Here is a 12,488-nt window from a genome sequence, read left to right as displayed (position 1 = left end):
GAATGCCGGGCCGGCGCAACGCTCTGGTCTCATGGTGATGGTGTTGGCGAATGGGATCGGATAGGGATGTGCTTCTGCCAACTTGAGAATTTGCCGCCCCTGGTCTGTTGACGGACATGGTTTCCGATGTTGCATGAAAACCGCTCTGCGTGCATCAACTGCGGTTCCGCCGGCCGGAAAAACCGCGTCCTGAACGCATCTCACGAGACCAACCGGGGTCGGAAACGCTGGAGCACGTATGTCGTCCTATTCTGAAGATCTTCGTTCCGCAGCGCTGGCCTATCATCGGCTGCCACGGCCGGGCAAGCTGGAGATCCAGGCCTCCAAGCCGCTCGCCAACCAGCGCGATCTGGCGCTCGCCTATTCGCCGGGTGTGGCCGCTGCATGCACCGAGATCGCCAACAACCCGGCCGAAGCGGCGTCGCTGACCGCGCGGGCGAATCTCGTGGCCGTGGTCTCCAACGGCACGGCCGTGCTGGGCCTCGGCAATATCGGCCCGCTCGCCTCCAAACCGGTCATGGAGGGCAAGGCGGTCCTGTTCAAGAAATTCGCCGGCATCGACGTGTTCGATATCGAGATCGCGGCCGACACCATCGACCGCGTGGTCGAGACGGTGGCGGCGCTGGAGCCGACCTTCGGCGGCATCAATCTCGAGGACATCAAGGGTCCCGAGTGCTTCGAGATCGAGGCGCGGCTCAAGGAGCGCATGAAGATTCCGGTCTTCCATGACGACCAGCACGGCACCGCGATCATCGTCGGCGCCGCGATCAAGAATGCGCTGTCGCTGGCGGGCAAGCAGCTCTCCGAGGTGAAGATCGTGACGTCCGGCGCCGGCGCCGCCGCGATCGCCTGCCTCAATCTGCTGGTCTCGATGGGCGCGCAGCGCAAGAACATCTGGGTCTGCGACATCGACGGCGTCGTCCATGAGGGCCGCAACACGCTGATGGACCCATGGAAGGCGGTCTATGCGCAGAAGACCGACAAGCGGACCCTGGCCGAGGTGATCGGCGGTGCGGACATTTTCCTGGGGTTGTCCGCGGGCGGCGTGCTGAAGCCGGAGCTGCTCAAGCAGATGGCCGAGAAGCCGCTGATCATGGCGCTCGCCAATCCCAATCCGGAGATCATGCCGGAGGAGGCGCGTGCGGCGCGACCCGACGCGATGATCTGCACCGGACGTTCGGACTTCCCGAACCAGGTCAACAACGTCCTCTGCTTCCCCTTCATCTTCCGCGGCGCGCTCGATGTCGGCGCCACCGCGATCAACGAGGCCATGAAGCAGGCGGCGGTCGACGCGATCGCGCAGCTCGCCCAGGACCCGCCCTCCGATGCAGTGTCACGCGGCTTCGATACCGGTGAGACCCAGGGCTTCGGTCCGGGCTCGCTGATTCCTTCACCATTCGATCCGCGGCTGATCCTGCGCATCGCGCCGGCAGTGGCCAAGGCGGCGATGGAGTCGGGCGTGGCGACGCGGCCGATCAAGAATTTCGACGAATACACCGCGCTGCTGGAGCGCTTCGCGTTCCGCTCCGGCCTGATCATGAAGCCGGTGTTCGCGAAGGCCAAGACGCAGCCGGTGCGCGTCATCTATGCCGAAGGCGAGGACGAGCGCGTGCTGCGTGCGACGCAGGTCGTGCTGGAAGAGAAGCTGGCGCGGCCGATCCTGGTCGGCCGTCCCTCGGTGGTGGAGGCCCGCATCAAGCGCTTCGGCCTGTCGATCAAGGCGGGCCAGGATTTCGACCTCATCAATCCCGAGGATGATCCGCGCTACCGCTCCTATGTGCAGAGCTATATCGAGGTCGCCGGCCGCCGCGGCGTGACGCCGGATGCGGCGCGCACGGTGGTGCGCACCAATGCCACCGTGATCGCGGCGCTCGCGGTCGTCAGGGGCGAGGCGGATGCGATGATCTGCGGCGTCGAGGGACGCTACATGAGCCATCTGCGTCATGTCCGCGAGATCATCGGCTTCATGCCGGGGGTCAGCGACTTTGCCGCGCTCGCGCTCACCATCACCAGCAAGGGCGCCTATTTCATCGGCGACACCCAGGTGCGGCCGAACCCGACCGCCGAGGAGCTCGCCGAGATGGCCTCGTTGGCGGCCAATCACGTCACCCGCTTCAACATCAAGCCGAAGATCGCCTTTGTGTCGCATTCCGATTTCGGCGGCTACGACACCGATTCCTCGCGCAAGATGCGGCAGGCGACGGCGCTGCTGAAGCAGCACCGGCCGGATCTCGAGGCCGATGGCGAGATGCAAGGCGACACGGCGCTGTCGGCGACCGCACGCAAGGCGATCCTGCCGCATTCGGATCTCGAAGGCTCGGCCAATGTGCTGATCATGCCGAATCTCGATGCCGCCAACGTCGCCTATCAGATGATCAAGGTGCTGGCGGACGCGGTGCCGGTGGGGCCGATCCTGATCGGCCCGGCGCGGCCGGCGCATATCCTGACGCCGTCGGTCACCGCGCGCGGCATTCTGAACATGACGGCCGTCGCAGCGGTCGAGGCGCAGGAGCGCGCCGGGAGGGCGCAGCCGACCCTGTTCGCCTGAAGGCTGACATGATCGAAGTGTGGCGGAATTCGTCCGGTTTCGGTCGCATTCCGCCCGCCTTTATTGTTGAAAAGCGTTGGAGACGTCACATATCCGGCCCGGTGGGCCGGCGACACATCGGTTGAAGTTGATCCGTGGTTGAAGTTGATCCGAGAGGGCGAGAATGCCGGGTTTCATTACGTTCGGGCGCGTTCTGTTTGCCGTGATCTTCATCTACACGGGCGCGACCAAGCTGTTCGGCATTCAAGCGACCGCCGATCTCATTGCCGCTAAGGTCACGATTCCTGCCGTGCTCGCGCCCTATGCGGCGCAGCTGGAAGCGGCCGCGAAGATGCCGATGCCGCAGATCCTGGCGATCGCCGCCGGCGCGTTCGAGGTGCTGGCCGGCCTGATGATCGCGCTCAACATCCTCGGCCGGTTGTTCGCGTTGCTGATGATCGTGTTTGTCGGAGCCACGATCTTCTACTTCCACGATTTCTGGAACCAGACCCCGCCGGACAACGCCAAGACCCTGATCGACGCGCTGAAGAACCTCTCGATCATCGGCGCGCTGTTCATCATCTTTGGCTACGGCAAGGGACCGAAGGTGCCCGAGCAGAGCGCCTATGGCGACATCTAGCCGGATCGTGAGCGGGCTTTACGCCGCGCGCTTCCAGGCGGTGACGCTGACCTCGTCGGCAGGATCGAGCATCAGCTGGTTGGCCGGGACAAGGCCGTGTGCGGTCAGCACCTGCTGCGGCGAGCGTCCGGGAGCGACCGAGGTGAAGCAGGGCGCGCCCTCGGGCAACGAGACATGGGGCGCCAACGACAGGAAGAACGTGTCGTAACGGTCCATGAACATGTCGAACACGACCGGACCACCAATGATGGCGACGGTGCCTGAATCGACGCCGGCGGCTTTGCAGGCAGCCTCGAACGAGGCGCCGGCCGGATTCCAAAGCGTCGATAGCGGCTTCTCGGGGTCAGGCGCCAGCCCCGCCACCGTGCGGGTTACGACCAGCCGGCGGCGCTTCGGTGAATTGGGCTGGTCCTCGTAGGAATTGCGCCCATGGACGATCAGATCGGCGCCATCCAGCGCCTGAGAAAAAAACGCAGCGTCGCCGGGAAATTTCAGCGCTGCCGGCATCACATTGTGGGCGTCGGCCAACATTCCGTCGGCCGACACGATCACGTAACCCTCGATTCGAAGCTTGTTCACTGACGAACGTCATCCTGTCTCATTCGGACACTGTCGTCACAACGCTCGACACCGGCCTTTGGCTCACCGTCGGCAGCTTGGCGACCTTGGCGAGCTGCTCGTCATATTGCGGCAGCGACTGCACCGGGGCCTTGGCCCGCATCGCGACGACCTTGTAGCCGCCGGCCTTGAGGCGGCGCAGCAGTTCGGGCAGCGCTTCGGCGGTGTGCTTGTGGAAGTCGTGCATCAGGATGATGCCCTTGCCGAGCTTGTCGAGCTTCTTGAAGGTGACGTCGATCACCGCCTGCGCATTGCGCGCCTTGAAGTCGAAGGAGTCGAGGTCGCAGGAGAAGATGCCGATATTGCGGGTGCCGAGATAGGTCACCATCTCCGGCGGGTGCTGCAGCGCCGGGAAGCGGAAGAACGGAGCAGGCGAGTTGCCGCCAAGCGCCCATTTCACGGCGCTGATGCCGAGTTCGATCTCCTCCTTGCGCTGGTCCTCCGTGAGCTTCTTGTTGGTCAGCGCGGCGTGCGACCAGGTGTGCGTGCCCACGGTGTGGCCGGCGTTGTAGACCTGCTTCAGTATCTCCGGGTAATAGGTCGCGTGCTTGCCGATGATGAAGAAGATGCCCGTCGTGCACTGGTCGGCCAGCGCCTTGAGCACGCCGGGGGTGTTCTCCGGCCAGGGGCCGTCGTCGAAGGTCAGCACGACCTCGTGATCCTTGAGGAAGTCGAGATCCTTGAAGTGCTCGAAGCCGAACCCGGGACCGCCGGTCGTGTCGATCTCGACGGTGCGGCCGACCCCGAGCGCCTCAGGGTTCATGCAGGGCGCCCGTGGCGGTTGGCTCTGTGGGGCCGGCGTTGCGGCCGCTGGCAGCGGAGCCGCAGCCGGGGTGGGGGCCGCCGCCGTGCGCTGGGCCTGCGACCACGCGGCGCCAGACGTCAACAACGATGCCGCCAAAGAACTCGCGAACACCAATCCAGCCGCAATCCGCATCGTGCTTCCTCGGGTTGTTGCAAGGCGAGCGCCGTAATCCAGAGTCGCTCCACCATCCGGCTCGGGATACTAGCCCAGTCACCGGATGGTCGCCAAAAGGAAACGCGGCAAAGTCACGCCGAGATTGCCGATTTCCGCCGCATTGTTGCCGAGTGTTGCTCAGACGTCCGCGAGGTTGCGGGCGATGGCCGTCTTCACCCGGGTATCCGTCGGCTCGACCGAGGAGGCGAACACGTCGGCAATGAAACCGTCGCGGCCGATCAGATATTTGTGAAAGTTCCAGCGCGGGGTGTCCTTCGGCCGCGCCTCGGCCGCCCAGCGGTAGAAGGGATGGGCGTTGGAGCCGGTGACAACCGCCTTCGCGGTCATCGGAAAGGTCACGCCGAATTGCTTGTTGGCGAGCTCGGCGATGTCGCCGGCCACCCCCGGCTCCTGATTGAAGTCGTTCGACGGCACGGCAATGATCGACAATCCGCGCTCGTGGAACTCGCTCCACAGCTGCTGCAGGCCGGTGTATTGCGGGGTATAGCCGCATTGCGAGGCCGTGTTCACGACCAGGACCGGCTTGCCCGTGAACTCGGCCAGGCGAATCGGGTCACCCGACAGCGCCGGGAACGAGAAGCGATAGGCCGTGGTCTTGCTCACCGCATTCTCGGCGCGGGCTGCCGGCGAAATGAACGCTGAGCTGGCCATGGACGCGCCGATGCCGAAGAGAACCGTCCTGCGATCGATCATGAGAACCTCCTGAGCGGAATCAGCCTCGCCGACCGTCGAGCGACATGGCCGCGACGGGACCGTACCATGAACGGTCCCGCGATGGCTTTGGATCAGGTCGCGTCCGGCAAGGGATACCTTGGTGGTACGAGCCGCCTTGGGCGGAAACAAGGACCCATTCGGCCGTCACCGCAGCGAAAGGATGAACTCCGTGCCCTCGCCAGTTTCGCCCTGGTGGAGGCCCTGATCGGAGACGATCAACGAACTTCCGCTCGACAAGGCCTCGCCCAGCCAAGCCAGGACGTCCGCTGGAATCGTGATGCGATCGAGCGCCTCGGTGGCGCTGCTGAGCTGAACGACCGGCTTTGCATCGGCCTGCTCAACAGATTTCCTGCCGCGGCGGACCACACCGTCATTGGCGGCGACGCTCCGCGCCGAACTGGGAAGCGAGACGGCCGTCCAATGCATCGTCGCCGGATCGGCCTTGTCCGCGGTCGCGGTGAACACATGCGTGCCGAGGGGCTTGTCGCCCGGCGCGATGCTGATCGGCGTGTTGAACACAGGCGCGAAGTTCTGCCGAACGTACAGCTTGGAGTCCTTGCGGCTGATGAAGATCGCGATTTGGCTGTTGCGCTTCAATTCGGGTTTCGGGGCGATCGGCTTGTCCGGAGCCGCAAGACGCGACTGATCCTTTTCGAGAGTCTTGGGATCAAGCGTCTTGGGATCAACAGGGCTTTCCGGCGCCGTCGCTGCCGTGCCCGTGCGAATGGCGGGCTGATCCGTGATCTTGGTATCCGCGGGCTTTGCCTCTGTCGGCTTCACATCGGTCGAGCCAGTGGCTTCGAGGGCGGGGGCTTCGAGGACGGGCGATGTCGCCGTCGCCTTCTCCGGTGGAGTGGTATCAGCCGTGCTGCTGGGCGGGCTCGCCGGCGACGGAATGGCATCCGCCGCGGTAGACGTCGCGTCGTCCTTTTGAACGGCCTTGGCACTGGGCTCCACGAGGCTGGACTTCATACCGGCGGCGACGCCCACCACCTCTGCGGCGTCCGGGCGAGCAGCTTCCGGGCTTGGCGACGCATCGGAGGCCGTGGCGGCAAGACCATTCGCATTGCTGGCGTCGGCTGTCCGCAGCGGGCGTGGCAGCGCCGTGGCTTCAGCCGAAAGCGCCGCCTCGGCGTGGCCGATGGTGGCCCGCAGATCCGTGGTCGCAACCGTGATCGGGGCTGCCAAGGCGGCGCCCTTGTCCGACTTGGTCGCTGCCGGAGTGGTGGCGTCGGGCTGGATCGACGCGCTCGGTTGCGGCGCCTTCAGCGCCGCGAGCAGGGGATGGGCGAAGCTGGCCGGGGCGACTTCGCCAGGGGTGACCAGAACGCGCGATCCCATCCGCGTCCACCCATAGATTCGCGTCGCGAAGCTCGCGGGCATGCGGATGCAGCCGTGCGACGCCGGATAGCCAGGCAGCACGCCGGCGTGGAGCGCCACGCCCGACCAGGTGATGCGCTGCATGAACGGCATCGGCGCGCCGCTATAGATGTTCGAGCGATGAAATTTCTGCTTCTGAATGACACTGAACACGCCCATCGGCGTGGAATGCCCCTTCATGCCGGTCGAGACCGGCGCTTCGGCGAACAGGCCGTTCGCGTCGTAGACCTTGAGGCGCTGCTTGTCGATGGACACCGCCACGGTCACGGGACCTTGCGGTTTGGCCGCTTCCTTCTCGAGCTTGACAGTTTTCTGAATCGGGCGCGCCTTCGGCTTGCGCGGCACGACATAGCGCTCGGCCGGATAGAAGGTTTGCTGCGGATCATTCCATTCGGAGTAGGGCGCAGCTCCAGCCTGTGACGTCGCTGCTACGATAAGCGGTACTGAAACGATTGCTGCACAATAAAACCGCCCCCTGGCGGCTGCACGAACGCAGAGCATTCCGGCAAGTCCTCAAGAACCATCTGGCCTTTAGTGTCGCAGACGGAGTCTGCGTTCACCAGCTTGGGGCTTCTGCCCTGCGTGTTTTCGTTCCGATCGTAGCAGAAAAGCCTCACATCCCGTTAAACGAGTATCGGATGTGACGGGATAGGAATGCCTTCCTTGCAGGCATTTGTGTCCCTACATGGGCGGTGTGCCGAGCCATCGGCGGTATAATGGAGACCGACATGTCGTTCAGAGCCACCAGCCAGTTTGACCTGTGGCTGAAAACTTTAGCTTTCCTGCTGCTTATCGGGCTGTTTTCGCCTGTGGTGTCAGCGTACGCCGCCGACGAGCCGGATCTGATCTTCCGTCGGTCGACTGTGTTCAAATTGCTCAGTCCGAATGACAAGCTTGCGACCTATGGCGTTGACGATCCTGAGGTCGAGGGCGTCGCCTGCCATTTCACCGTGCCGCAGAAGGGGGGATATGCCGGCTGGCTCGGTCTTGCGGAGGAGGTGTCGGACATTTCGCTCGCGTGCCGGCAAATCGGGCCGATCCGCTTCAAGCGCAAGCTCGAACAGGCCGACGACATGTTTCGGCAGCGGCGGTCGCTGTTCTTCAAGAAGATGCAGATCGTGCGCGGCTGCGACGCCAAGCGCAACGTTCTCGTCTACATGGTCTATTCGGACAAATTGATCGAAGGCTCGCCGAAAAACTCGACCTCGTCGGTGCCGGTCATGCCCTGGGGCAAAGCGGATGACGGCGATGTCCAGAAATGCGGAGACTTCATTCAATAAGGATGAACGAACGGGAGAGGCGGACTGTCCATGGGCTTGCCGCGCGCTTGCGCGGCTGGCTCGTGGCAGACAGGGAGAACGAATCGGGGGCGCGTTGAGCTGTTGCACTGAGATGATGTGAGGAATGTCTCCTTTTGCTTGAAGGAAATACGTCATTCTTTCGGTGGTTGTGTTTGATGTCGTCCCGGAAGGCGCACGAAACAATTGGCCGCGCGACGAAACCATTTTCCCCTTGCGGCGCAAACGGACTGAAACCTGGCGACCTTATCAAGCACGGTCAGGCGACGAAGCCACTTCGAACTTCCTTCCAGCCATGCCGTGGATGCGATGACGAGACCCCGAGACCAGCGATGGGCGACGCTTCGTCAGAGTCTCGCGACCGTTGCCGTTCTTGTCGGCCTCGTCGCGTCCGCCGCCGATGCTCGGCCGACGGCGCCATTGCCCGATCTGCGCAGCGACTTCGTTCGCCAATGTGCGCCGCACATGGTCGGACGATGGGCGCATCCTGAAGCCGTGTGCTCGTGCCTGCATGACCACGCGGTCGTCATGGTCGAGGATGCCGACCTTCGCGAGGCGCTGCTGCGCGGGATCAGCGAGAACGGTGTACCGACGATCGAGACGCAATGGGTGCCGCCAAGCAAGCTGGCGGAGATCGGCCCAACCTTTTCCAAGATCGCCAAGCCGACATTGCAGTGCATGTTCGCTCCCGCCGATTGATGCGGGGAAGCTGAACCTCGCGCGGCGCTGCTTGGTTCGAGAGCGATTCCGACCAACTCTGTAGCGAGGGCTGCTGCCCCATCCGGACATGCTGCGGAGCGCCGCGGTGTCCGGCTGCATCCGTTGGGGCATTTCGGAGCAGCGCGTCGCTGTTCGTAGCGCTGCCGACAATGCAGCAATTGCCGAGCGCTACGTGGCGGGATCATGGCGGTCGGCCTGGGCGGTATCGGATGCTCACGATGGTCATGGTCACGCAGCGGTGGCGGCCGCTCGATCGTGGGCGACGACGACGCGTTGACCGCGCATCCGGGCGATCACCTCGTCGCGCTCCCCGAAGGCCAACGACTTGCCGAACGACATCACCATGATGCGATCGACATGCGCGAGAAGCTGCGGGCGATGCGTGACGACGATGACGGTCCGGCCGGCGGCCTTTGCCTGGGCCATGGCATGGGCCAGCGCCCGCTCGCCGTCCTCGTCGAGGTTGGAGTTCGGCTCGTCCAGGATCAGCAGGCGTGGATCGCCATACAGGGCGCGGGCCAGACCGACACGCTGGCGCATGCCGCCTGAGAGCGCGACGCCACCCTCGCCGATGGGCGTGTCATAGCCGTTGGGCAGACGCAGGATCACCTCATGCGCGCCAGCAGCCTTGGCCGCCGCGACCACAGCGGCTTCGTCGACCTTGGCCAACCGCGCGATGTTGTCCGCGACCGTGCCCGAGAACAGCTCGATATCCTGCGGCAGATAGCCGATATGCTTGCCGAGCCGATTCTGATCCCACTGGCTGTAGGCTGCGCCATCGATGCGGATCACACCTTCGCGGAGCGGCCAGACGCCGGCCATCGCGCGGGCCATGCTGGACTTGCCGCTGGCGGAGGCGCCGACAATCGCGAGGCTCTCGCCGGCCTTGAGCGAGAAGCTGACCCCCTTGACCGACGGGCGACCTGCCGCCGGCGGCCAGACCACGGCATTTTCGACGTTGATATCACCACGCGGCGCAGGGAGCGCGGTCGGCGCAGCGGTGACGGGGAGCGCCTGGAACAGCTCTTCGAGTCGGCGATAGGCGGAGCGGAAGGCGATGATCCGCTTCCACTGGCCGACGACCTGTTCAACCGGTGCCAGCGCGCGGCCCATGATGATCGATGTCGCCATCATGGCGCCGGGCGAGATCTGCTGCTCGATCGCGAGCCAGGCTCCGATGCAGAGCAGCGACGTCTGCACGGCCATGCGGGCGAATTTGGTGATCGAGTGCATCGCGGCGCCGCGCTCGACCAGCGTGCTGTGGGCATCGACCATGGCCGACTGCCGGCAGCTCCAGCGATCCATGACGATGTCGCCCATGCCGAGGCCACGTACGACCTCGCCATTGCGCAGCGCCGCTGCCACGAAGCGCGAGGCCTCGTTGGCCAGCGCGTTGGTGCGCTCGACGCTGGAGCGCGTGTAGAACTCGGTCAACAGCGCCAGCGAGAACAAGACGACCGCTCCCAACAGCGAGAGAATGCCGAGATAGGCGTGCTGCAGGAAACACAGCGCCACGAACACCGGTGTCCAGGGCAGGTCGCAGGCGATAGCCGCGGTGCCGCTCGAGATGCAGTCGCGGATAGTCTCGGCGTCGCGGATGATCTGCTGTCCGAAGCGATGCCGCGGTGACAGCTCGGCCTTCATCATCGTTTCGAACAGGGGATGGCGCAGGGTGCCTTCGAACTGGACGCCGGCGCGCGCCAGCACCCCGGACCGGGCGAATTCGAGGATGCCGTACAACACCAGGAAGACGCCGACGATCAAGGTCAGCATCACCAGCGTGCCAAGGTTGCGGCTGGTGAGCACGCGGTCATACACCTGCATCGAATAGAGCGGCGAAGCCAGCATGCTCGCATTGATGAAGAGGCTGAGGACGAAGGTCGCGGTGAGCGCGGGAAAGCAGGCGCGCAGTGCGGTTCCGAGCGGGCTGCGGGCGGTGGTCGTCGTCATGACTGGTCCCCTTTGCGATTGGCAGGAGGAGTTTCGTCCAAGCGGAGCTCTGCCCACCGTGATCGACCTCACACAGGCGCGACCCGCGTCCTTCGTTCAAAGCCGAACCGTCACCTTCGGCTTCGCTTTCACCGTGCTGCAGTCTGCCATCGGGCGGCGCGTTCACCGAGGTCTCTGGGTCCGCATGGTCTGCGTCTCACGCGGGCGCCGATGCGCCCGGTCTCAGTCTGTGTCCGGCACCTCATTTCTCCCGGAAGGTCTTGGCGAGGGTGTTGAGCAGGGGGCCGACGAGATATTCGAGCACGGTGCGTTCACCCGTGGAGATGATCACGTCGGCCTGCATGCCCGGCATGATTTTGCTGGCGATCTCCGGCGGAAGGGTCGAATAGTCGATCACGACCCGTGCGGAGTAATAGCTCTGCTTGGTCGCCTCGTCGGATATTGCGTCAGCCGAGACGCTCTGGACCTTGCCGAAGATCGTCGGCGTCGTGCGTGAGGAGAAGTTCGGGAAGCGGACTTCGGCCTTCTGTCCGACCGCGACGCTCTCGATATCGCGCGGCGAGACATGCGCCATCACGTCGACGCCTTCGCCGATCGGCACGATCTCTGCGAGCGTATCGCCCGGCTTCACCACGGCGCCGACCGTGTGAACCTTCATGTTCATGACGATGCCGTCGCGCTCGGCGCGGATGTCGACACGGCGCAGCACGTCCTCTGCAATGACGAGCTTCTCGCGCAGATCCGACAATTTGGCTCGGGTGCCGTCGAGCTGCTGGCCGACCTCTGTCTGGTATTTCTGCAGCGCCTGATCGATCTGCAGGCGCGTTTGCGCCGCCGTTTGCGTCAGTCGTGCCACGTCGGCCTGGGCCTGGCCGAGATCGCCCTCGACGCGGGCGCGGTCGCGCTCCAGCTCCAGGAACTTGTTGCGGGGATAATAGCCCTGCGCGACGGCAGGCCTGACATTGTTCATCTGCGTATCGAAGCTCGCGAGTTGCGCCCCCAGCGCGGCGCGCTGCCTGTCGCGGCCGGCGAGCTCCTGCTGCTGCTGGGCGATCTGCGAGTTCAGGATGTTGATCTGGCTGATCAGGCCATTGCGGCGCTCGATGAACAGCCGCTGCTGATCGGCGATGGCGAGCGCCGCTTCCGGAACGTTTTGCCGATTGAGCAGACTGTCCGGGAAGGTGATCATCCGCGCATTGCCGCGCTCGGCGAGCAGCCGCGCTTCCTCAGCCAGTGCGGCGTCCATCTGCTTGCGCAGGAGATCGGTGTTGGCTTGCGCCTCGGTCGGCTGCAGCCGGAACAGCAGGTCGCCGCGGCGCACCTCGCGGGTTTCTTTGGCCAGGATCTCCCTGACGATGCCACCTTCGCGGTGCTGGACCACCTTGTGATCGCCGGAGACGGACACCGTGCCAGGCGCAATGGCTGCGCGGTCGAGCGGCGCATAGCCCGACCACATGCCGAAACCGCCGAACACGAGCGCGATCGAGATGTAGCCGAGCAGGGCGTAGCGGCTGAAATCGGCGTTGACCGGCTGTGGCCGGCCGGGCAGTTCAAAGCTGTTGTCCTGCACCAGTGACATCGACATGAGTGTCCCCCGTGGTCTTCACCGGAGGGCAGCATGGACGTTCGGTGGTTCGGGAACTGTGCGGCATGTCACACCGC

10 protein-coding genes are annotated in these 12,488 nt (G+C 64.5%); 4 read left to right on the top strand and 6 right to left on the bottom strand.

Features of this window, described 5'->3' with window-relative positions; genetic code table 11:
* The first annotated feature begins 238 nt into the window (after positions 1–238).
* The gene (locus tag ACVIJ6_RS31310; protein ID WP_456775864.1) at positions 239–2,548 is read left to right on the top strand and encodes an NADP-dependent malic enzyme; all 2,310 of its coding nucleotides are present in this window, start codon (positions 239–241) and stop codon (positions 2,546–2,548) included.
* 163 nt (positions 2,549–2,711) lie between these two features.
* Complete coding sequence (locus ACVIJ6_RS31305; protein ID WP_456775863.1) at positions 2,712–3,167, top strand: DoxX family protein; 456 nt, start codon at positions 2,712–2,714, stop codon at positions 3,165–3,167.
* An 18-nt stretch (positions 3,168–3,185) separates the two neighbouring features.
* On the opposite strand, the gene ACVIJ6_RS31300 is transcribed toward ACVIJ6_RS31305, so the two are convergent.
* The 4 genes from ACVIJ6_RS31300 to ACVIJ6_RS31285 form a co-directional block, all read right to left on the bottom strand.
* Positions 3,186–3,746, bottom strand: a complete 561-nt coding sequence (locus ACVIJ6_RS31300; RefSeq protein ID WP_456775862.1) for a dihydrofolate reductase family protein — start codon at positions 3,744–3,746, stop codon at positions 3,186–3,188.
* 19 nt (positions 3,747–3,765) lie between these two features.
* Entirely contained in the window at positions 3,766–4,722 is a 957-nt protein-coding gene (locus ACVIJ6_RS31295; RefSeq protein ID WP_063719758.1) for a polysaccharide deacetylase family protein, read from the bottom strand.
* Between the two features lie 159 nt (positions 4,723–4,881).
* On the bottom strand, positions 4,882–5,457 hold the full coding sequence (locus tag ACVIJ6_RS31290; protein WP_456775861.1) for a glutathione peroxidase: 576 nt from the start codon (positions 5,455–5,457) through the stop codon (positions 4,882–4,884).
* Positions 5,458–5,622: 165 nt separating this feature from the next.
* Positions 5,623–7,359: a L,D-transpeptidase family protein gene (locus ACVIJ6_RS31285; RefSeq protein ID WP_456775860.1), complete on the bottom strand. Its 1,737-nt coding sequence runs from the start codon at positions 7,357–7,359 to the stop codon at positions 5,623–5,625.
* A gap of 227 nt (positions 7,360–7,586) precedes the next feature.
* Between ACVIJ6_RS31285 and ACVIJ6_RS31280 the strand changes: the two genes are divergently transcribed.
* Complete coding sequence (locus tag ACVIJ6_RS31280) at positions 7,587–8,138, top strand: CreA family protein (protein ID WP_456775859.1); 552 nt, start codon at positions 7,587–7,589, stop codon at positions 8,136–8,138.
* Between the two features lie 327 nt (positions 8,139–8,465).
* Positions 8,466–8,855 (top strand): hypothetical protein, encoded by a 390-nt coding sequence (locus tag ACVIJ6_RS31275; RefSeq protein WP_456775858.1) that lies wholly within the window; start codon positions 8,466–8,468, stop codon positions 8,853–8,855.
* 249 nt (positions 8,856–9,104) lie between these two features.
* On the opposite strand, the gene ACVIJ6_RS31270 is transcribed toward ACVIJ6_RS31275, so the two are convergent.
* Together ACVIJ6_RS31270 and ACVIJ6_RS31265 are read right to left on the bottom strand one after the other, a co-directional pair.
* Complete coding sequence (locus ACVIJ6_RS31270; RefSeq protein WP_456775857.1) at positions 9,105–10,826, bottom strand: type I secretion system permease/ATPase; 1,722 nt, start codon at positions 10,824–10,826, stop codon at positions 9,105–9,107.
* A gap of 241 nt (positions 10,827–11,067) precedes the next feature.
* Complete coding sequence (locus ACVIJ6_RS31265; protein WP_456775856.1) at positions 11,068–12,411, bottom strand: HlyD family type I secretion periplasmic adaptor subunit; 1,344 nt, start codon at positions 12,409–12,411, stop codon at positions 11,068–11,070.
* Between the last annotated feature and the right edge of the window lie 77 nt (positions 12,412–12,488).

Source organism: Bradyrhizobium sp. USDA 4369 (assembly GCF_054056435.1).
Note: the sequence above shows the minus strand (reverse complement) of the source record. Positions and strands in the feature narration are given on the sequence as shown.